This window comes from Chlamydia gallinacea 08-1274/3 (assembly GCF_000471025.2).
GTDB lineage: Bacteria > Chlamydiota > Chlamydiia > Chlamydiales > Chlamydiaceae > Chlamydia > Chlamydia gallinacea.
On record NZ_CP015840.1, the window covers coordinates 867,284 to 888,248 of the forward strand.

Genomic DNA, 20,965 nt, shown 5'->3' on the forward strand with positions numbered 1-20,965 from the left:
AGCAATCTTTTTACGCTATCCTCTATAGGAATCTTGCATATTAAGAACATGGATAGTTAAGATCATTTCTCTGATAAGTGTTTTTGTTATGATGCAAAATTTTATAAAGCATTTAAAAGAACGAGGTATTCTTGAAGATACCTCATCTGGATTAGCTACTCTTAAAGGAAAAATCTCGGCTTACGTGGGATTTGATCCTACAGCTTCTTCTTTGCACATAGGGCATTGGATTGGGATATGCTTTTTACGTAGAATGGCCCAATTTGGGATTACTCCTATAGCTTTGATTGGTTCTGCGACAGGAATGATTGGAGATCCTTCAGGTAAAAGTACAGAGCGGACTTTATTACAACGTAGCGAAGTTATTCAAAATGGTCAGAAGATTGCTGCATGTCTGGCTTATCATTTGCCTGGTGTCCAGGTTGTGAACAACCTGGACTGGTTTCAAAATATTACCATGATTGACTTTCTTAGAGATATAGGAAAACATTTTCGGATAGGAACTATGCTCTCCAAGGATATTGTGAAGCAACGTATTCAATCTGAAGAAGGCATTAGTTATACAGAATTTAGCTATATTCTCCTGCAATCTTATGATTTTGCTTTTCTATGGGAAAATTACGGTGTACGTTTACAGTGCGGGGGTAGTGATCAATGGGGAAATATTACTTCAGGAATTGATTATATTCGGCGGTGTGGCTTAGGACAGGCACATGGACTGACTTATCCACTACTAACAAATAGTCAAGGAAAGAAAATCGGAAAAACCGAATCAGGAGCATTGTGGTTAGATCCCCAAAAAACTTCTCCTTATGATTTATATCAATACTTTTTACGGTTAGCTGATACCGAAATTCCTAAGATTGCTCGGACTTTAACTTTATTAAGTAATGAGGACATTTTTGATTTAGATAAACAATTACTTACCGAACCATTGTCTACAAAGAAGTTTATCGCTGAAACTATTGTGACTTCTATACATGGAGAAGAAGGATTAAAAGCTGCTCAATCCATCACGCAGAGTATACGTCCTGGTAAAGAAGCAAGTATGTCGAAGCAGGATTTTCAAAATCTTATTTCCTTAGGGCATGGAGTTTCTTTAAGAAAGTCCCAAGTGCTAGGGAAGAGATGGATGGATATTTGTGTAGAGATTGGATTGTGTTCTTCCAAGGGAGAGGTTAGAAGATTAATCGCGCAAAAAGGCTTATATATTAATAATATTCCTATGTCTGAACATGATGTTTGTGAAGATACACAAGTATGTTATGATCATTATGTTTTACTAGCACAGGGTAAAAAAAAGAAGCTTGTTGTGTATCTAGAATGAGTGAGGAGAGCAGGTGGTAGAGAAATCAGATATCGGACTTATTGGCTTGGCTGTAATGGGGAAAAATCTTGTTTTAAATATGATAGATCATAGTTTTTCTGTTTCTGTTTATAATCGCAGTACAGAGAAAACAAGAGAATTTCTTCACCAGAATCCAAGCAATGGCTTGTTACAAGGATATGAGGATTTAAAGAGCTTTATATGTTCTTTAAAACGTCCTAGAAAGATCATGCTTATGATTAAAGCTGGGGCTCCCGTAGATCAAAGTATAGAATCCCTATTGCCCTACCTTGATGCTGGCGACATTATTATTGATGGGGGAAATAGCTATTATAAAGATTCTGAAAGACGTTACCAACAGCTTAAGGATAAAGGAATTCTCTTCGTGGGCATGGGAATCTCTGGCGGAGAAGAAGGAGCTCGTCATGGCCCTTCTATTATGCCAGGAGGGAATTCTCAGGCCTGGCCTTTGATAGCTCCTATTTTTCAGAAGATTGCAGCACAAGTAGAGGGAAACTCTTGTTGTTCTTGGATAGGCACAGGGGGGGCCGGGCATTATGTCAAGATGGTGCATAATGGTATAGAATACGGTGACATACAGTTAATTTGTGAGGCATATGGACTATTAAGAACTCGTTTGGATCTTTCTCCAGAAGCAGTGTCTACTATATTTGCTGAATGGAATCATCGTGAATTAGAGAGTTATCTGATGAAAATTGCTGTAGACGTCCTAGCCTCGAAGGATTCAGCAGGGTTCCCTATTATTGATACAATTTTAGATGTTGCGGGGCAAAAAGGTACAGGAAAATGGACAGCGGCGGATGCAATTTTTTCTGATGTTCCTTTATCTCTAATTATTGAATCTGTTCTAGCACGTTACCTATCCTCATGGAAATCTATTCGAGAGAAGGCTTCTCAAGAACTTCCAGGGGTTCCTATAGTGTTTGAAAAGCCTAGAGATCCTCACACGTTCATTGAAGATGTATTCCAGGCTTTATATGCTTCTAAAATTATTAGCTACGCCCAAGGGTTTATGTTGTTACAGCAGGCTTCGGATGAGTATCAATGGAAGTTAGATTTAGGAGAGCTTGCTTTATTATGGCGAGGGGGATGCATAATACAAAGTGCATTCTTAGGAGATATTTATCATGGTTTTAAAAAGGAACCGCAAGCACCTTCATTAATCTTGCAGAGGTATTTTAAATCTGTGCTGCAAAATTCTGAATCTGGTTGGCGTAGAACAGTAGCCTATGCTGTAGGGTCGGGATATCCTATTCCTTGTTTAGCTGCTGCTATTACTTTTTATGATGGGTATCGCATGAAAGATTCTTCTATAGCTTTAGCTCAGGGATTACGTGATTACTTTGGAGCCCATACTTATGAACGCAAAGATCGTCCTCGAGGGGAATTTTACCATACAGATTGGATAGGGACAAAGACGACTAAACAAGTAAGTTAAACTTATCAATGTTTTTTCTTGTACACGGAGAAAGAGGCTTTCTGAAATGAGAGTCTCTAACGAAAAATGTGGCTATTTAATCGATTTTTAATACTTCAATAAATGCCGTATTGGGAATAGATACTTTTCCAAATTCTTTCATGCGTTTTTTTCCCTTTTTTTGTTTTTCCCATAGTTTACGTTTTCTTGTAATATCTCCACCATAGCATTTAGCGGTGACGTTTTTAGACAGAGCTCGTATGGTTTCTCGTGCAATTACTTTTTTATTAATAGCTGCTTGAATGGGAATTTTAAATAGTTGTTGAGGAATCACATCTACAAGCTTTTCACAAATAGTTCTTCCTTTAGCTTCAGCCTTATCTCTATGTACGAGACAAGAAAATGCATCTACGGGTTCTTCATTAATTAGAATTTCTAATTTAATTATAGCACCTTTACGATAATCTCCCAGGCGATAATCGAAAGATCCATAGCCTTTAGTTGCTGATTTTAATTTATCGTTAAAATCAGAGACAATCTCATTTAGAGGAAGATCATAAGAAAGGACTAGACGACGTTGATCTAACATCTCTGTTTTTAGACATATCCCTCGCTTATCTAAACATAGGTTCATAATGCTACTAAGATATTCTTGAGGGGAGATGATATTTACATGTACCCAGGGTTCTTCAAGATGTTCAATAGTCGCAGGATCAGGATATGCTGTTGGATTATCTATGAATAGAGTTTTTCCATTTTTTAATATGACTTTATAAATCACACTGGGTGCTGTAGCAATGATATCTAGATCAAATTCTCTTGTAATTCTTTCGAAGACAATTTCTAGATGTAAAAGGCCAAGAAAGCCACAGCGGAAACCAAAGCCTAAAGAGTGACTACTTTCTTGTTCTATTGTTAAAGCAGAATCGTTAAGTTGTAGGCGACTTAGAGCGTCTTTTAAAGTATCAAAATCTGAAGAATCAATTGGATAGATTCCAGCAAATACTACGGGATTAATTTCTTTGAAGCCTGCAAGAGGTGCTTTGGCAGGATGCTTTACAGTAGTTACGGTATCACCAATTTTAACATCCTTAACTTTTTTTAGGTTGGCAATAAAGTACCCCACTTGACCAGCTTTTAAAGAACCCTCTATTAATGTTGCTTCGGGAAGAAAAGCTCCTACTCCTAGCACCTCAAAAGAGGAGCCTTTAGTAGACATAAAAGTAATTCGGTCACCCTTTTTAATTTCCCCGCTCATCACACGTACGTAAACCATGATTCCTACATAGGGATCATAGTGGGAGTCAAAAATCAAAGCTTTTAATTCAGATTCTTTGGGAACCTGGGGAGGTGGGACAAGTTCGATAATGGCTTTAAGGATTTCCGGTATTCCTTGGCCTGTTTTTGCTGAGCAACAAATGGCGTTGGTCGTGTCTAAGCCTATATAGTCCTCAATTTGTTTGCATGTGCTTTCGGGATCAGCCGCTGGGAGATCGATTTTATTTAAAATAGGAATAATTTCTAAATCACGTTCTAAAGCTAAGTAAACATTAGCTAGACTTTGTGCCTGGACTCCTTGAGCAGCATCCACAATAAGTAAAGCTCCTTCGCAAGCAGCTAATGAACGTGATACTTCATAAGAGAAATCGACATGACCTGGGGTATCAATAAGGTTGAGCTCATAAATTTCCCCATTATGCATATACGTCATTGTAACAGGGTGAGCTTTAATAGTAATGCCGCGCTCTCTTTCTAGATCCATGGAGTCTAGAAGTTGCGCTCGCATTTCTCTTTGTTCTACAGTACTTGTTAGTTCAAGCAATCTATCTGCGATTGTTGACTTCCCGTGGTCAATGTGAGCAATAATAGAAAAATTGCGGATGTTTTCTAATTTATAATTTTTCAAAATACAACTTTCACTTAGAGAAACTACTCTGAGAGATATGTTAGACAGAGAATAGTTAGTTGTCAATCTACTAGCAGTAGTAGAATAAGAAGTATTTTCTTTTAGATTACATACATTAAAAATCCCTAATTGTAAAAATACAACTAGGGATTTTGTTAAAAGAAAATCTTTCTATTTAAAAAAGCTTTATGAAGACGCGTTTTCAACAGCAGGAGTTCCTTGAATTGAAGGTTCTGAAGGTTCTTCTACCGTATTAACAGTAGCAGCAGCTTCTCCTTCTATGGAAGCTTCTTGTTCTTTTAAGGCTGATTGAATTAGGAAGAGCTTATTAAGCTTTGTAGCAGAAATTAACCATATGGAAATAATGACAAACAAAGCTATAGCTAAGTAAGGAGTCATAGCTCCAATGCTTCCGCAAATTACTAACAACCCTTGTTGAATTAAAGATCCTCCAGATTTTCCAAAACGAGCAGCAACTACATCAATAGCCGCTTTACCCTTAACTTTTTGTTCTTGATCTAAGGGAATATAAGCCATTTCTTTAGTTGCATCAAATAATGCATATTTAGTGGATTTAGATAAGATGTTTTGGACAGCTCCAACAATAACAGCAAGCATTAATGGTGTTGTTCCTAGTGCTGTAACAATACCGGAAGACTGATCTCTAAAGATAACCAAAGTAAAGAAGAGAACGCCCGTAGCTAATACCATAACAGGAGTAACAAGAGCACCTGTTAACCAACCAAATTTACGAATAACGTTACCACCAATAAATAACATAACAAATACAGAGACGACTCCGGTCCAGAAAGAGAAATTCCCCATAAATTGGCTGTATTCATTAGCATTGGGATATTGCATTTTTAATTGGCTTTTCCAAGTAACTTCTACTAAGTTAATGCAAATACCGTAGCAGATAACTAAAAGGGCCAAATATAGCATATAAGGAGATCTTGCAAGGTAAGCAAAACTTTCCTTAATGCTCATCTTTGGCTTAGATTTTTTAGATTTGTTGGTTTCAGGAGTATAGAATCTTGGATCAGTAAGAACGTATTTGTTCATCCACCAGTAGCATAAAACAATTACAGCGCCTGAAAGTAAAACCATCCCCATTAAGAGATAGAGAGAAAGCCCCCAAGGATCTGTGTTTGCTGCAGCGCTTGCACGAAGTTTAGAAGCCCAGATAATTGAACGGCCGGAAGCAAGAAGCGCAATATTTGCTCCAACTCCAAATAAAGCATAGAAGCGTTTTGCTTCACTAATTTTAGTGATCTCATTAGCAAAACCCCAGAACATTAAAGAAAGCATTACACTTCCCCAGAGTTCTGAGAGGACATAAAATGCTGCGAAAGTCCAGTTTCTCAGCATAGCAACACAACCTGCTAGCCCCTGAGGCAGAAAAGATTGTAATTTGTCAGCAAAATTAGTGGGGTGAAGAATATCACGGAAAGGATAAATCACTGTAGGGAATAAAACAAAGAAGAGTAGGAATGGAGAAATAACCGCATAAAAGAGGGCTTGTTTATTTAAAATATTGCTTAGTTTTGCATAAATGAGCATGAAAACAACAGCGCACGGAACGACAAGCCACAGTTTGATGAAAGGTATAGCCTCTGCACCAGATCCAGGAGCCGTTACGATAAGAGTATCTTTTGTATCACGTAGTATAGTGTAATTAAATGCGATACAGAAGAACATTAGGAACATAGGCAACACTTTCTTTAGCTCATGCGTATGTATCGGCCAGAGGAAAGATCGCCATTTTCCAAAAGGTTTTTCCGCTGTTTGTGTCATATTACCCTCTGAAATAGCTTGATTTATTTAAATTTATTTATAAAGTACTAGTTTTTTTGTTTTAAAAACAATTAATTTTGATTTTCGGCTTTTTAGAGTATCAATTTTTTCTCTAATTGACAAGGAAAAAGGCTAACAAGAGGTTAACAATTCCTTAACCAAAGAAAATGAATGAAAGTCGAAAACAATCTATTGTTAAGTTTTTTTAAACGAAAGACTGAGGTGAGTCTACGTTCGAAGAGCTTGTCTTAACAGCCTCTACGTAGGCGTTCCATAATTCAAAGCTGACAATGCCATTACGAATAGATCGAATTAACTCTCGCTTTAGAGAGGGTAGGGGCTTTTTTGGACTAAATCTTGCTAAGAGATCCTTATCACCCACCCGTCTAGCTAATTCTAGAACGCGTTCGATATCGGTTTTTGTAAAATTAATGAAATCACGACGCTTCTTTGATCCTCTAGGAGCTCTCGGTTTTGGATTAATCATTCTTGGTGAATCAGATTCTAGGATAAATGTTTTTAACATTTTTAAGAATTGCTCAGGAGAAGCTGTTTTCATTTTTTTTAATGTGAAGTGATGCATATATCCACCACTTGGCCCGGGAAGATAGCGGCACAGGTCGTTTTCTTTATTTCCGCAAACCTTTTTAATAGCTTTTAAGATCAGTTTTTCCATTTCTTCATTTGCATTCGACTGCTCTACGACCATGAGACTCACCTCTATAACTTGCTAAATCTTTATTAAACTCAATCTATGCTAACTTTGTTAGAAGTAAAAATTGGCATACTTTCAAATTAATGTTTAGAACAATAAAATTAAAGTTCTCTTTATTTTAGAGAGATAATTTATGTTGAGTCTTGCTTTTTTTAGCAATAATATTTTCAAGAAAAATATCACTTATGTTTCATAAATAAATTTAAAAGAAGCAATCATAAGTAAGAAGGAGAAGTTTTTACTCGAAACGTTCACATCCTCATAATTAAAGAGTGGATTTATTCTGCAAATTGGACTTTTCCAAATAAATTCTGTTTTTTAGAAAAAATAAGGGATATTCTTTTCTTTATTTTTTCAAGTAGATGTTCTGAATTAACGAGACTTTTATATTCTGTTTATATAATCTTAAGAGTTTCGTTGCTGTGGATTTAGTTGTACGTGCAAGCTAATTTCCTTAATGGAGGTCTATGGAGCCCTACTTATTAAAAAAGGTGCATAAACTACTTTATTTGACATTCATTTTTATAGTTAGTGGGTGTTCTTCTTCTCATGTTGAAAACAACCAAAAGGTTTATGTTTTATCCACGAATCGTATGCTACACGATTGTGTATGTAGGATTGTTGGTGATAAAGTTAGCCCTATGGTCCTTATCAATGGTTCGATTGATCCCCATACCTATGAAATGGTGAAAGGCGATGAGGATAAAATTGCTGTGAGTCGAATAATTTTTTGTAATGGGTTGGGATTAGAACATACAGTAAGTTTGCGTAAGCACATAGAAGGGAATCCAAAGGTGGTAAATATTGGTTCACGATTGTTGAACAATAATGCTTTTGTTCCTTTAGAAGAAGATGGGGTTTATGATCCTCATATTTGGCTAGATATTAGTATTTGGCGTGAAGGAGTTAAGGAAATGGCTAAGGCATTGGTCGAGGAATTTCCTCAATGGGCGGAGGAGTTTACAGCTAATGCCTTGGTTCTGCTAGAAGAGATGCAGCTTCTGGATGAGTGGGCTAAAAAGTGTTTGCTAACTATTCCGGAGGAGTCTCGTTATCTGGTTTCGGGACACAATGCTTTCAGTTATTTTACTCGTCGCTATTTAGCTAGTGATCAAGAGGTAGAAAATAATACTTGGATTAAACGATGCATTTCTCCTGAAGGAACATCTCCAGAAGCACAAGTTAGTATCCGAGATATTATGTTGGTAGCAGAATATATTCAAGAACATCATGTACGCGTTGTATTCCCAGAAGATACTTTAAATCAAGATGCACTAAAAAAAATCATTTCGTGCTTGCAAAAAGGACATGATGTCCGTTTAGCAAAAGCCCCCCTATATAGTGACAATGTTCAGCAGGATTATTTTCATACCTTTAAACATAATGTACGTACTATTGTTAAAGAACTAGGAGGAACTGTTTTTGAATAAACATAATGACATAGCGTGGTCTGTTCATAATTTATGTGTAAACTATGATTATGCTGATGTTTTATGCCACGTTTCATTTTCTTTAAAAAAGGGCGTTTTAGCCGCAGTTTTGGGGCCTAACGGAGCTGGAAAAAGTACTTTATTGAAAACCTCTTTAGGATTAATCCGCCCTTCGGCAGGTTCTTCATTGTTTTTTGGAAAGAAATTTAAGAAAGTCTATCAACGCGTTGCTTATATGCCTCAGAGAGCCAGTGTGGATTGGGATTTCCCCATGACTGTCCTAGATCTTGTGCTTATGGGATGCTATGGCTACAAAGGAATGTGGGGAAGAATTACTGAAGATGATCGTCAGGAAGCTTATAAAATTTTAGAGCGTGTTGGCTTGTCTAATTTGTCCAATAGACAAATAGGTAAACTTTCAGGAGGACAGCAGCAAAGAGCATTCCTAGCTCGCGCCCTTATGCAAAAAACAGATCTGTATTTGATGGATGAGTTGTTTTCAGCTATTGATATGGCTTCATATCATACTGTGGTGAGTGTGTTGCAAGAATTAAAGTCTTTAGGAAAGACTGTTGTTGTTGTCCATCATGATCTCAGTCATGTGCGCCAGCTTTTTGATCATATTATTTTATTAAACAAGCATTTGGTTTGCTGTGGTACTGTAGATGAATGTTTGACTAATGAAAATATTTTTCAAGCCTATGGTTGTGAACTGGATTTACTAGATCGTTCTCTTAAACTTTCTAGGAGAAAGAATCAGGGGACCTGTTAATCAATGTTCAGTTGTGTTTTTAGTGATTCAGTATTTTTATCCAGCTTCTTAGCCGTTACAATTATTTGTATGACCATAGCTTTATGGGGGACTATATTGCTAGTTGGTAGGCAACCATTGTTAAGCGAAAGTCTATCGCATGCTTCTTATCCTGGATTGATTTTTGGTGCTTTACTAAGTACTAAAGGGGTCTGTTTTTCTGATTCTATTATTGTAATTATTATTTTTGGCTGTCTGGCATCAATTTTGGGATATGGCCTGATTATGTTTTTAGAAAAACAACTTAAAATGCATAAAGATGCTTCTTTATGCTTTATTCTTGTAAGTTTTTTTAGTATGGGTGTTATCTTAGCTAGCTATGCGAAAGATTGCTGTCCCCAGCTTTATAATCGTATCCACGCTTATTTATATGGGCAAGCAGCAACCCTAGGTTATGCAGAAGCAAAGTTAGCTGTTCTCATTTTTCTTATTTCTTCATTTTTCATCTGGTGGTTGTATCGTCAAATTGTCGTTGTTTTATTTGACAAGGATTATGCTGTTACCTGTGGATTAGGCACCACAGTTTCAAAAACGATCATGTTAATATTTATTTCTCTTGTGATTGTTTGCGGCGTACGTTCCGTGGGTATTGTATTGATATCTGCTATGTTTGTGGCTCCTTCTTTGGCTGCACGTCAATTATCTGATCGGCTTTCGTATATTTTTATATGCTCTAGTGTGTTTGGTGGTATTTGTGGTGCTCTAGGTAGTTATATCTCTGTAGCTATAACTTGTCGTGTTCCTGGTCGTTCTGGCTTAATTACTTTGCCCACAGGTCCTTTAATTGTGATTATTTCGGGGATTTTAGTTTTTCTTTGTTTATTATTTTCTCCAAAATCCGGTTGGATCATTCGGTCGATTCGTAGACAACGATTTGCTTTTTTAAAGAATCAAGAGCATTTGTTAAAGGTATTTTGGTATTTAAGTGAGGACAAGCTTATTGAAGTTGGGGCACGAGATTTTGTTTGTTCTTATAAGTATCAAGAATATTTTGGGCCTAGGCCATTTCCTTGGTTTAGAATTTGGTTGCTTAAGTTACGAGGTTTTTTAAAGCGTAAAGGGTGCTATTGGAGCCTGACTGATCGAGGGAGGAGGGAAGCAGAAAGGTTAGTTCGTTCCCATAGGCTGTGGGAATGTTATCTTGTGCGTTCCTTAGATTTTAAGGAGGCAGAGGTTCATGAGTTTGCAGAAGAAATAGAGCATATTTTAACGGAAGATTTAGATTCTACACTTACAGAAATGTTGGATAATCCCTACTATGATCCACATGACCGTGTGATTCCCCAGAAACAACAGAAAAAGGAGGGGCTATGATTGGTGCATTTTCTCCATATTCTGGGGTTTCTTTTATGCAATTTTTTGTTGTTTTTTTCTCTAGGGTATTTTCAGGAGAATTATTCCGGAGCCACTTGTTTATTGATGATATTCAGGTTTTGATTTTTTTAGCGATTGCCGTTTCTGGAGCTGTTGTTGGGAGTTTTGTAGTTCTAAAGAAAATGGCTATGTATGCTAATGCGGTTTCGCATACTGTCCTATTAGGATTAGTAAGTATTTGTTTATTCACTCATCAATTGAGTCATTTATCTTTAGGAGAATTAACTCTTGCCTCGGTTTCTACGGCATTATTCACCGGTTTTTTAATTTACTTTATTAGAAACATTTTCCATGTTCCTGAAGAAGCCAGTACCGCTCTAGTTTTTTCTTTGTTATTTTCAGTCAGTTTACTTTTTTTAGTATTTTTAACACGTAATGCCCATATAGGTACGGAACTTATTTTAGGAAATGCAGATTCCTTGACTTCCAAGGATATTTTTCCTGTTTATATGATGCTTTTAGTCAATTTAGTTATTTCTTTTTTAGGTTTTCGTAGTTTTATTTGTGTTTCTTTTGATTCCGTATTTGCTCATTCTTTAGGTCTTCCTATTAAGATCATTGATTATATTATTATTTTACAATTATCTGTGAGTTTAGTAGGAGCATTTAAAGCAGTTGGTGTTCTCATGGCCCTGGCCTTTTTATTAATACCAGGTTTGATTGCTAAAATTTTTGTTCCTTCTGCCCGGAGTATGCTGGCTTGGTCTCTTTTTTTTGGAGTAATCGTTGCTTTACTAGCTCCTGCATGTTCTCGAGCAATCCTCACATCCTATAATGTTGGTTTATCGACTTCTGGGCTTTCTGTTATTTTATTGCTTATGATTTATACAGTGGTCGTGCTGTTTCAGCATAGTAAGAGATTCTTTTCTAAGAAATTCTCAATACGGAGTTTGAACAGAATTGACAACTCTTAAATCTAAGGGTATGATTCTTCTTTTGTATTATTAAGGTTAGTTGTATTTGAAACGCTTAGCAATTTTTGGATCTACAGGAAGTATTGGGAGGCAAGCTTTAACTATAATTCGTTCTCTACCCAATACATTCAAGGTAATTGCGCTTGCTTGCTATGGGAATAATAAGGACGTCTTTTTTGATCAGATTCGAGAGTTTTCACCTTCAATAGTCTCAGTATATGATCAGCAGCTATACTCCGAAGTCTCTAAAGAATTTCCCAAAGTTCAAGTATTTCTTGGTGAAGAGGGCTTAGTAGCGGCAGCAACGGCTCAAGAAGTGGATATCGTGGTTGCTGCTTCTTCAGGAATTTCTGCTTTATCTGCAGTTATGGAGGCTATTAAAGCAGGGAAGGTTTTAGCGTTAGCAAATAAAGAAATTTTAGTTTCTGCTGGGGAAATAATTAAAAAAGTCATTCAGCAATATCAAACTCAAGTTGTCCCCATAGATAGTGAACATAATGCTTTATACCAATGTTTAGAAGGAAAAGATCCTAGTGAGGTTAGAAAATTAATTTTGACTGCATCAGGAGGTCCGTTATTTTATAAATCCAAAGATGAGATGGCTCATATAACCATTCAAGATGTTTTAAATCATCCTGTATGGCATATGGGGACGAAAATTACAGTAGATTCTTCTACACTGGTGAATAAAGGATTGGAAATTATTGAAGCTTATTGGTTATTTGGATTAGAAAACGCAGAGATTGATGCAGTAATTCATCCTCAGAGTTTAATTCACGGTATGGTAGAATTTACTGATGGTACGGTGCTTTCTGTTATGAATCCGCCCAGCATGCTCTTCCCCATACAACACGCATTAACAGTGCCAAGACGTTTCTCAACTCCTTGCCAAGGGATGGACTTTTCTAAGAAGCACACGTTAGAATTTTTCCCGATAGATGAAGCGAGATTCCCTAGCATTCGTTTAGCTCGTCAAGTTTTAAATGATAAAGGGTCCTCAGGAGCATTTTTCAATGCTGCTAACGATGTGTTAGTTTATAGATTTTTAAGGGGAGAAATTGCTTGGCATGATATTTTGAATAAATTATCCAAGCTTATGGAAAACTATAAAGCTTTTGCATGTACTTCATTAGACGATGTCTTAGGAGTTGATAAGGAAGCTAGAGTTTTTGCTCAGGAGATATAACCTGGTACACATATGACAATAATATATTTGATTCTTGCAGCCCTAGCTTTAGGGGTTTTGGTATTGATCCATGAGTTAGGTCATTTACTAGCAGCCAAGAGTGTTGGTATGGCTGTAGAGAGTTTTAGCATTGGTTTTGGTCCCGCTTTATATAAAAAAAAGATTAGGAACATAGAATACCGTATAGGTGTCTTTCCTTTCGGAGGGTATGTCCGTATTAAAGGAATGGATAAAAAAGAAAAAGGCGTTACGAACCAAGATTCTGTGTATGACATTCCTCACGGTTTTTTTAGTAAGTCTCCTTGGAAAAGAATTTTTGTTCTTATTGCAGGGCCTCTGGCAAATATTTTGTTAGCATTTATTGTTTTTGGAGCTCTTTATATTTGCGGTGGAAGAACGAAAGCGTATTCAGAATACTCGAATATTGTTGGTTGGGCTCATCCTGTACTTAGAGACAAGGGATTAAAGTTAGGGGACGAAATCCTAACTTGCAATAATAAGAGCTATTTTTCTGATAAAGATGCCATCACCGCGGCTTTATTAGATGGTTATTTATCTTTACAAGGATTACATCCAGCCTATTTATCTAATGATGCAGCAAGTCCCTTTGCTATTGATACAGAATTTAATGTGAATAAATTGGGTATTCCTCTTGCAGGAGCTAGTTACTTGTTATATCGGTATAACGAACCTATTGTACAACATTCACCTATGGCAGATGTTGGCATGCAGGCCGGAGACCGTTTAGTGTGGATGGATGGAGAATTATTATTTTCTCCTGTCCAAATTTCTCAAATGCTTGAAGAAGCTTATGCTTTCATTAAAGTTTTACGTAACGATCAAGAATTATTTTTGCGCATCCCTAGAGTACGAGCAGGCACTTTATATTTGTCTTCCTACGTAAGAAACGAACTTATTGATAATCAGTATGAAGCCGGTATTAAAGGTAAGTGGTCTTCTTTATATACAATACCTTACATAGTAAATAGCTATGGTTATATAGAAGGGCAGTTGGATCCTATAGATCCAGAATCTTCTTTCCCCCATATAGAAAAAAAATTAGAACTTGGTGATCGTATTTTAGCTATAGATAGTATACCCGTAAGTAATAGTATTGACATTCTTCGCTTACTACAAGATCACAAGGTATCGATAATTGTACAAAGCATGACAGCAGAACAATTGGAGGAAGTAGATACTTCTATCGCTAACCAGCGTTTTCTGAATTCTTACAATGCGAATGACCTTTTAAAAATCATTCAATCTTTAGGAAGTAAGCATGAGCTAAGACAGTCGGGGGTGTATCGCTTATTGCCTCCTATTCAACCAAAGCCTTGGATTAGTATTTATTCCGATAAACTTTTAAATCAACGTCGCGAGGTAGCAAAGAAATTAAGAAATCAAGAGCAGCGGCGTTATTATTTAGAGAAAATCGAAATGGAAAAGCAACGCATGTCTTTGGGTATTCCTTTACAGGACGCTAATGTAAAATATAACCCTTTCCCCGGTACATTAATGTGGAATATTTTTAAGGATAGCTTGCGAACGATTCAAGCTTTAATTTTTGGCCGGCTACACTTGCAGTGGTTATCAGGACCTATAGGTATTGTTCATATGCTGCATAAGGGATGGTCATTAGGGTTATCTGAGGCTTTATTTTGGATAGGGCTAGTGAGTATGAATTTATCTGTTTTAAATTTGCTTCCTATTCCTATTTTAGATGGTGGCTACATTGTCTTATGTCTTTGGGAAATAGTCACACGTCGTCGCTTGAATATGCAACTTGTAGAAAAACTATTAATTCCTTTTTCTCTATTGTTAATTATTTTCTTTATTGTTCTAACATTTCAGGATGTGTTTCGTTTGTTTGTAGGGATTTAGTTTTCCAATTTTTGGGAAATCCATAAAGGTTATAGGGGTGCGAACCAAAACAGTGGATAACATAGATGTCCCTGTTTTTGTTCGTATTTAGTCGAGAGTTTTTCTTCCTATCCTCTTTGACTTTCTGCTCTATATCTGAAGACCTTGCTTGGAAGGCGCTTGTCTTACTGCCATGTTTCAAGAATTCTCTCATTAAGAATAAGGATTTCTTATTCGTAATGATATATGTATGGTTGGTATTAATTATATAGGCTTGATGAGGCGTATCTAAACAAGTTTCTATAGTACAGACTTTCCCGTCATTTTCGTATTCTAGACGGAAGGGAATGAATTTACTTCGCTTATTTCCACTTAGGATAAGCACATCAACTGTAGAAGGAATTTTTGCGATATTTAGCATTTTTGTGGGGCAGTAGGTTAGTAGTTGTCGTCCAAGTTTTCCTCCAAAGACAACTTGTACAATAGCTAGGGATCTGTAACGTCTTGCTAAGGTAGACCCTGCATTTGGTGGTGCCATCAGAATAGCTTTTCCGCACTTTGCTTCTTGAGGGCAATCGGGCCTTGATAGGGCGACACGAGCGATTACTCCTCCTATAGAGTGAGTAACAAAATTTATGGGAACGCCAGGTTTTAGCTCTGCAATTTTTTTAATTAGGCTGATTAAATGATCGGCATGTTTTTCTAATGTGAATTTCCTTGTTTCATAATTCCATATAAATATGTCGTAGTTTTCTTTTTCCAAGAGATTTCCAATAGGTTTTAAGGATCTATAGGATCTTAGAAATGCATGAATACAGATTACAGACTCTTTTTGTGTCGAAGTTTCTTTAATCCCACTAATTCCTGAAGGAAGTTTTTGGATTATAGAAGTATCTGCCACAATTGAGGGACTTGATATTAGAAAAAGTAAAATTAATAATAATTTATTCATTTGCACACCGATATAATTATTTTAATAAGTTTATTATTAAAATCTAGATTGTTTAATTAACTTATTTAAGATAATTAATTGTGGTTTTTGTTTAATAAAGAATGTGAAAGTACTTGAGCTTGATGAATATAAAAAGATCGGCTGTTAATAATTAGTGGGTGGTCTAGGAAAGATGTTGATGTTATAAACGTCTGACCTAAAGTAGGAGCTAGGTCTAAGAATTGAGAGATGCGTTGGTTATCTAATCCTGAATGAATATCATCTATACAGAATAGAGGACATATATGATAACTATCTCGAATATAAAGGCATTCGGCGAGCCTTAGAGTAGCAAGTAGAGTATGTTTTTGACCTTCACTAGAAAATTGCGCTGCTGGTAAATGGTTTACCATGAGTATGAAATCATCACGATGTGGGCCTACTGAGGTATTTCCTAACTCTAGGTCTCGGGTTAATGATGAGGCAAGTTGTTTATGAAGCTCTTTAGCAAGAGTTTCTTGTGATATAGCGTCCTGTTTGAGTAATGAACTTTTAAATTTTATTCTTAGCTGTTCTTTTAGAGTATTGCTCCATAAAGTATGTAGGAATTCATTGAGTTGATTGCAGCAGAGATACCGGCATAGTGAAAGATAGGCTCCTGAAGTAGCAAGTTGCTCATCCCAAACAGATAAAGTAGAAGTATTTTTTGTTTTTAAAAGTGTGTTTCTTTGTAATAGCGCGCGATGATAATAGGTAAGGGCATATTTATACTGACTATTACATTGGGATAGTAGGAGGTTCAGAAATAACCTACGGTTGGAAGGTGTTCCAGAAATGAGAAACCGGTCTTTATATGAGAATAATACAATGGGCAATACTCCAATTAATTGGGAAAGTGTTTTCATAGGGGATTGGTCATAAATAATTTTTTTCCCCTGTTTATCGACATATAGCGATAGTGTATGAGATGTGTCTTCGCAGTCATCAAAGGTCATCTCTAAGAAGAAATACGAAGCTCCAAAAGAAATAGCATCAAGTAAATGGGGAGTTCTAAATGATCTTCCCAAAGCTAATACATAAAGGGATTCCAGGAGGTTAGTTTTTCCTTGGGCATTTTCTCCAAAAATATAATTTATTCCTGGAGAAAAAGTAATCTCCGTACTTTTGTAATTTCTAAAGTTTCTAAGACAGAGAGAGCGAACATTCATTAATCATCATGTAATCGCATAGGCATAATTACAAATAGACTGCGCGTAGAATCTGTAATAATTCCGGGATTATAAGAATCTGAAATTCCTAAACAAACGAGTTCATCTTTACTGTGTTTTAAAATATCTAGAAAGAAGAAAGGATTGAAGGCAATTTCTAGAAGCTCTCCAGAGTAGTTTACCGCCATACTGACTTTTCCTTCTCCCACTTTTGTACAGTTTGCTGTTAGGGTTAGCTCTCCAGGAGTAAAGGTAAATTTTACAGAGTGAGAAGATTCATTAGTAAATAGGGAGACTTGTTTTAATAAGGAAATGAGTTCTTCACGGTGTAAGTCGAGACGAACACTGCTTTCTGTAGAGATGACAGGAGTGAAATCTGGGAAATCTCCGGAAAGTAGTTTCGTAATGAGTAAGGTACTTCCACATTCTACAGCAATTTTAGATTGATCTAAGAATACCGTGGCTTCAGCATCTTCAGAGCAAATCCTAATAATTTCTTCAACAGCTTTAATAGGAATGATATAATCCCCAGCAAAGGACTTATCTAAAGAAATTTCCATATCTATTTTTGCTAGACGCTTTCCATCGGTCCCTACCGCAGTAATGATGCCATTAGAAATCGTAAATAAAACTCCAGTAAGGATGTAGCGGCTTTCCTCTCGGGAAACGGCAAAGGAGGTCCGCTGTAACATTTCTTTAAGTTGTTCTGTGGATAGGGTAAACCTTATAGAATTTTGCATGTCCGGAAGCATAGGGAAATCTTCTTTTCCCATGCTTAATAGGCGGAAGCAGGAAGATCCTGATGTAATTTTTGCCATTTCTCCCGTAGAAGCAGAAATTTCAAGATTGGCTTCCGTGAGTTCTTTTACGAGTTGGAAAAATCGTTTTGAAGGAAGAGAAATAGCTCCTGACTCATAGACTTTCGCTTTAGCAACACAGCGAGTACTTACTGTGAGGTCTGTAGCTGTAAACACAAGTTCATCATTACATGTTTCTATAAGCACATGAGTCAGTACGGGAATAGGAGTGTTCTGAGGAACAACGCTTTGAATTTTTTTTATCAGATTTCCTAATTCATTTCGAGAGACGACGAACTTCATATTTTCCTCAGTGTAAGTCACTAGATATCATCTTTTCCTAGAGGCTTGGAGAGTCTCAGTGATCTAGGTAATCAGGATATTACTATAAAGAGATTTTCTGGTCTTCTAGATATTTACTAGTCAATTTTAGTAGGAGATTTGCTAAGTATAAGGAAGAAAAAATACTTTTTGTTATACTTATCCTTGAGTTGCTTATAGATAGGGAGAATTGATGTCAGGTAAGGAAATAGTTTCTAATCGCAAGGCCTTACATAATTATGAAGTTTTAGAAACTCTAGATGCTGGAATCGTTCTCACTGGGACAGAAATCAAGTCGTTAAGAGACCACGGAGGAAACCTTAGCGATTCCTACGTGTCTATTGCTAAGGGAGAGGCGTGGTTAATCCATGCGAGTATTGCTCCCTATCGCTTTGGTAATATTTATAATCATGAAGAACGCAGAAAACGCAAGTTACTCCTTCATAAATATGAAATTCGTAAACTAGAAGGAAAGATAGCTCAAAAAGGAATAACAGTGATTCCCTTAGGTATGTTTATTTCTCGAGGCTACGTCAAGGTCCGCTTGGGTTGTTGCCGAGGAAAGAAACTTCATGATAAACGCCAGGCCATCATCACAAGAGAAAAGCAAAGGGAAGCTCAGGCGGCTCTCAAGCGTTATCGTTAATATAGGCCCGGATATTCTTTTCTTTAGCCCAGGCTAAAGCTTCTGTTTTACTAGGAAAAGTCATTAATACAGTTGCCATGGCATCGGCAAAAGCACAGTTTGGATGAATTACTGTGGCAGATATGATGGGATAACCCACAATGTCCAGAGGTTTCCCTGTATGGGGATCAAGAATATGGGTATAAGTTTTGCCTTCAATAGTCCACTTTTGATAATAATTGCCACTTGTTGCTATAGCTTGGTCCTGAATTTCTATAACTTCTGGCATTGATGAAGAAGCAATTCTCCAAGGACGCCCTGAAGGGTGCACTCCAGAAGTTTTAATTTCTCCTCCCCATTCTACATAGCTATTAGGACAAAAGTGGTTACAGATTGTCATAAGATGATCAACGGCGAATCCTTTAACCACACCACACAAATCTAGCTGCACTCGACAAGTTTTTTTTGTAATAGTTCCTTGAACAAAATCAATAATAATTTGCTGCCATCCTGATTGCTCATAAAAATGTTTCCATGTTTTTTCCTCTGGAAGGGAATTACATTTGAGATGCGTGATCCAGAGTGTTTTTAAGTTTCCTAGTGTAGGATCGAATCTTCCTTCAGATAGTTCATATAGCTGTTGAATTTTCTCTAGAAATTGTACAAGTTCTTGAGAGATAGGAATAGGAACTTGAGAAGGAGCTCGATTAACTTTTGAAAGTTCCGATGAAGGGTTCCAATTGTTGTAAATCGAATCTATTTTATGAAAAACCGATAGAATTTCTTGTTTGAACTTTTCTTTCTCTGTGGGTGTTAAGGCTCTTCCCAGGACAATGCGGTAGGACATAGTCATACTTTCTCCTTCAAAAGTAGTACTTATGGGCTTGGAAGAACAGCCTTGAATAGTCCATGTAATAAAAATTATGAAGAGGATTGTTGATAACTTTCCCATATGTTTTTCATTAGCATAGCAATAGCTACAGGTTCAATTCCATCGAGAACGGGAGAAATTGCCCGACATTTTGTAATAACTGTGTTAAACTCGACATCTCCTATGGGAGTATACTTGGTAGTATGATCTCCTTCAATATAGGATACTCCTGCATCGATCACAATAGTGTGGGGAGATAGCATGTGTTCTTTTACAAATAAAGGAATCCCAAATGCGGAAATCAGAATGTCCGTAGTTTTTAGCATGTCTGCACGAACTTTAGAAGAGGTTGGAAATATAGTGATTGTAGATATAGCAAGGTGCTTTTGCATAAGCATAGCAGCTAAAGGTTTACTCACAAGAGAACTGCTCCCCATAATTGCTACATGACTCTCTTGTAAAGAAATGTCGTAATAATTGAATAATTCAATAATAGCTCCGGGAATACAGGGAACATAAGGATGTAATTGGCCTAAAAGTAGTTTTCCCATATTCATAGGATGAAGGAATTCTACATCTTTGTCGGGGGAGACTTCTTGAATAATTGTATCGTTATCCAGATGTTTTGGCAGGGGGAGTTGTATAGAAATTCCATGAACAGAAGCATCTGTATTTAACTTACGGATAAGTTTGAGAATATTTGTTAAGGGGGCATCTGAAGGTAAGTGATATAGTTTAGATGTCATCCCCATAGCTGTAGCATGCTTTATTTTTTTGTGAGCATATATCTCCGAGATAGGGTCTTTTCCTATGAGAACAGAAGCAAATCCTGGAGATGCTGTACTTGAGAGTATTTTTTGTTTTAGTTGATCGCAAATGCGATCTGCAATGGGTTTCCCTTTTAATAACATAAGAGCTTCCTTAGTAAAGCTAGGATTTTGAGGGCACTACGTGTAATCATCCATGGGAGGACATAAGTGATTATACTGTAGATGAATCCTACAATTACAGCGTATTTCGTATCGGATACTAGAGAAGAGAGGCTCCATGTCATAGTGTAATTAAAAAATGCTAATGTTGGATACGAAAGATAAACAAAGATTATGGAAAAGAAGATTGTAATTATAGGCAGAGAGAGCCATTTATCCTTAAGAAAGATTCTGTGAGTTTTATAAAGAAGCGCACTAGTAATTACATACAAAAAAGTCTGAATTCCAAAAAGACAGGAAGAGGCAGTATCACAAAATATACCAAGAAGTAAAGCGCGTAGTAGGACTTTCTCTTTAGATAACCTGTAAAAGTTAGCAACTAAATAGGGAGCAAAGAAAACAGGCTTAAGGTCAGGACATATCTGGGGGAGGAGAAAGAAATGCGCCATAGATAAATATAAGCACTGTAGAGGTAGGAACATATTCATAAGTAGCTACGTTTATTCAGTCTATTAAAGCTTCATACCA

General features: G+C 36.7%; 18 protein-coding genes. 9 read left to right on the forward strand and 9 right to left on the reverse strand.

Annotated features, from left to right (window positions below; genetic code table 11):
• Positions 1 to 91 precede the first annotated feature (91 nt).
• Entirely contained in the window at positions 92 to 1,327 is a 1,236-nt protein-coding gene (gene tyrS, locus M787_RS03920) for a tyrosine--tRNA ligase (protein WP_021828274.1), read from the forward strand.
• 55 nt (positions 1,328 to 1,382) lie between these two features.
• Complete coding sequence (gene gnd, locus M787_RS03925) at positions 1,383 to 2,786, forward strand: decarboxylating NADP(+)-dependent phosphogluconate dehydrogenase (protein ID WP_051273840.1); 1,404 nt, start codon at positions 1,383 to 1,385, stop codon at positions 2,784 to 2,786.
• Positions 2,787 to 2,862: 76 nt separating this feature from the next.
• On the opposite strand, the gene lepA is transcribed toward gnd, so the two are convergent.
• From lepA to ddbA, 3 genes are all read right to left on the reverse strand, one after another.
• Positions 2,863 to 4,671 carry a translation elongation factor 4 gene (lepA, locus tag M787_RS03930; protein WP_021828276.1) on the reverse strand — a complete coding sequence of 603 codons (1,809 nt, stop codon included), beginning with the start codon at positions 4,669 to 4,671 and terminating at the stop codon, positions 2,863 to 2,865.
• Between the two features lie 186 nt (positions 4,672 to 4,857).
• Positions 4,858 to 6,465: an NTP/NDP exchange transporter Npt1 gene (gene npt1 / locus M787_RS03935; RefSeq protein ID WP_021828277.1), complete on the reverse strand. Its 1,608-nt coding sequence runs from the start codon at positions 6,463 to 6,465 to the stop codon at positions 4,858 to 4,860.
• 205 nt (positions 6,466 to 6,670) lie between these two features.
• Positions 6,671 to 7,174, reverse strand: a complete 504-nt coding sequence (gene ddbA / locus M787_RS03940) for a DNA binding protein DdbA (protein WP_021828278.1) — start codon at positions 7,172 to 7,174, stop codon at positions 6,671 to 6,673.
• A gap of 473 nt (positions 7,175 to 7,647) precedes the next feature.
• On the opposite strand from ddbA, the gene M787_RS03945 reads away from it, so the two are divergent.
• From M787_RS03945 to M787_RS03970, 6 genes are read left to right on the forward strand one after another with little or no spacing between them, the layout of a single operon-like run.
• Positions 7,648 to 8,610, forward strand: a complete 963-nt coding sequence (locus M787_RS03945) for a metal ABC transporter solute-binding protein, Zn/Mn family (RefSeq protein WP_021828279.1) — start codon at positions 7,648 to 7,650, stop codon at positions 8,608 to 8,610.
• Entirely contained in the window at positions 8,603 to 9,382 is a 780-nt protein-coding gene (locus M787_RS03950) for a metal ABC transporter ATP-binding protein (protein WP_021828280.1), read from the forward strand. Before M787_RS03945 ends, M787_RS03950 begins: the two co-directional genes overlap by 8 nt.
• 3 nt (positions 9,383 to 9,385) lie before the next feature.
• Positions 9,386 to 10,735, forward strand: coding sequence for an iron chelate uptake ABC transporter family permease subunit (locus M787_RS03955; RefSeq protein WP_021828281.1), 1,350 nt, complete (start codon positions 9,386 to 9,388; stop codon positions 10,733 to 10,735).
• On the forward strand, positions 10,732 to 11,709 hold the full coding sequence (locus tag M787_RS03960; protein ID WP_021828282.1) for a metal ABC transporter permease: 978 nt from the start codon (positions 10,732 to 10,734) through the stop codon (positions 11,707 to 11,709). The genes M787_RS03955 and M787_RS03960 overlap by 4 nt, the downstream gene beginning before the upstream one ends.
• Before the next feature lie 46 nt (positions 11,710 to 11,755).
• A complete protein-coding gene (gene dxr / locus M787_RS03965) occupies positions 11,756 to 12,895 on the forward strand; it encodes a 1-deoxy-D-xylulose-5-phosphate reductoisomerase (RefSeq protein ID WP_021828283.1) in 1,140 nt (379 codons plus the stop codon).
• 12 nt (positions 12,896 to 12,907) lie between these two features.
• Positions 12,908 to 14,776 carry a site-2 protease family protein gene (locus tag M787_RS03970; RefSeq protein WP_021828284.1) on the forward strand — a complete coding sequence of 623 codons (1,869 nt, stop codon included), beginning with the start codon at positions 12,908 to 12,910 and terminating at the stop codon, positions 14,774 to 14,776.
• Here the strand turns inward: M787_RS03970 and M787_RS03975 are convergent.
• The 3 genes from M787_RS03975 to dnaN form a co-directional block, all read right to left on the reverse strand.
• Positions 14,727 to 15,707, reverse strand: coding sequence for an esterase/lipase family protein (locus M787_RS03975; protein WP_021828285.1), 981 nt, complete (start codon positions 15,705 to 15,707; stop codon positions 14,727 to 14,729). The genes M787_RS03970 and M787_RS03975 overlap by 50 nt on opposite strands.
• A 74-nt stretch (positions 15,708 to 15,781) precedes the next feature.
• Positions 15,782 to 16,894 (reverse strand): DNA replication/repair protein RecF, encoded by a 1,113-nt coding sequence (recF, locus tag M787_RS03980; protein ID WP_021828286.1) that lies wholly within the window; start codon positions 16,892 to 16,894, stop codon positions 15,782 to 15,784.
• Positions 16,894 to 17,994, reverse strand: a complete 1,101-nt coding sequence (dnaN, locus tag M787_RS03985) for a DNA polymerase III subunit beta (protein WP_021828287.1) — start codon at positions 17,992 to 17,994, stop codon at positions 16,894 to 16,896. The genes recF and dnaN overlap by 1 nt, the downstream gene beginning before the upstream one ends.
• 211 nt (positions 17,995 to 18,205) lie before the next feature.
• On the opposite strand from dnaN, the gene smpB reads away from it, so the two are divergent.
• On the forward strand, positions 18,206 to 18,658 hold the full coding sequence (smpB, locus tag M787_RS03990; RefSeq protein ID WP_021828288.1) for an SsrA-binding protein SmpB: 453 nt from the start codon (positions 18,206 to 18,208) through the stop codon (positions 18,656 to 18,658).
• Here smpB and M787_RS03995 read toward each other — a convergent pair.
• The 3 genes from M787_RS03995 to mreD are packed head-to-tail and all read right to left on the reverse strand — an operon-like array spanning position 18,642 to position 20,925.
• Positions 18,642 to 19,589, reverse strand: a complete 948-nt coding sequence (locus M787_RS03995) for an FAD:protein FMN transferase (protein ID WP_034734494.1) — start codon at positions 19,587 to 19,589, stop codon at positions 18,642 to 18,644. The genes smpB and M787_RS03995 overlap by 17 nt on opposite strands.
• The gene (locus tag M787_RS04000) at positions 19,559 to 20,419 is read right to left on the reverse strand and encodes a tetrahydrofolate dehydrogenase/cyclohydrolase catalytic domain-containing protein (RefSeq protein ID WP_021828290.1); all 861 of its coding nucleotides are present in this window, start codon (positions 20,417 to 20,419) and stop codon (positions 19,559 to 19,561) included. Before M787_RS04000 ends, M787_RS03995 begins: the two co-directional genes overlap by 31 nt.
• Positions 20,410 to 20,925 (reverse strand): rod shape-determining protein MreD, encoded by a 516-nt coding sequence (gene mreD, locus M787_RS04960; protein ID WP_021828291.1) that lies wholly within the window; start codon positions 20,923 to 20,925, stop codon positions 20,410 to 20,412. Before mreD ends, M787_RS04000 begins: the two co-directional genes overlap by 10 nt.
• Positions 20,926 to 20,965: the final 40 nt, after the last annotated feature.

What these genes read in the sequence shown, in the direction of transcription:
- dnaN (WP_021828287.1), bottom strand. Translation starts at nt 17,994, where the DNA reads ATGAAGTTCGTCGTCTCTCGAAATGAATTAGGAAATCTGATAAAAAAA.
- ddbA (WP_021828278.1), bottom strand. Translation starts at nt 7,174, where the DNA reads ATGGTCGTAGAGCAGTCGAATGCAAATGAAGAAATGGAAAAACTGATC.
- M787_RS03945 (WP_021828279.1), top strand. Translation starts at nt 7,648, where the DNA reads ATGGAGCCCTACTTATTAAAAAAGGTGCATAAACTACTTTATTTGACA.
- smpB (WP_021828288.1), top strand. Translation starts at nt 18,206, where the DNA reads ATGTCAGGTAAGGAAATAGTTTCTAATCGCAAGGCCTTACATAATTAT.
- tyrS (WP_021828274.1), top strand. Translation starts at nt 92, where the DNA reads ATGCAAAATTTTATAAAGCATTTAAAAGAACGAGGTATTCTTGAAGAT.
- M787_RS03955 (WP_021828281.1), top strand. Translation starts at nt 9,386, where the DNA reads ATGTTCAGTTGTGTTTTTAGTGATTCAGTATTTTTATCCAGCTTCTTA.
- M787_RS03995 (WP_034734494.1), bottom strand. Translation starts at nt 19,589, where the DNA reads ATGGGAAAGTTATCAACAATCCTCTTCATAATTTTTATTACATGGACT.
- npt1 (WP_021828277.1), bottom strand. Translation starts at nt 6,465, where the DNA reads ATGACACAAACAGCGGAAAAACCTTTTGGAAAATGGCGATCTTTCCTC.
- M787_RS04000 (WP_021828290.1), bottom strand. Translation starts at nt 20,419, where the DNA reads ATGTTATTAAAAGGGAAACCCATTGCAGATCGCATTTGCGATCAACTA.
- M787_RS03960 (WP_021828282.1), top strand. Translation starts at nt 10,732, where the DNA reads ATGATTGGTGCATTTTCTCCATATTCTGGGGTTTCTTTTATGCAATTT.
- mreD (WP_021828291.1), bottom strand. Translation starts at nt 20,925, where the DNA reads ATGAATATGTTCCTACCTCTACAGTGCTTATATTTATCTATGGCGCAT.
- gnd (WP_051273840.1), top strand. Translation starts at nt 1,383, where the DNA reads ATGGGGAAAAATCTTGTTTTAAATATGATAGATCATAGTTTTTCTGTT.
- M787_RS03970 (WP_021828284.1), top strand. Translation starts at nt 12,908, where the DNA reads ATGACAATAATATATTTGATTCTTGCAGCCCTAGCTTTAGGGGTTTTG.
- recF (WP_021828286.1), bottom strand. Translation starts at nt 16,894, where the DNA reads ATGAATGTTCGCTCTCTCTGTCTTAGAAACTTTAGAAATTACAAAAGT.
- M787_RS03975 (WP_021828285.1), bottom strand. Translation starts at nt 15,707, where the DNA reads ATGAATAAATTATTATTAATTTTACTTTTTCTAATATCAAGTCCCTCA.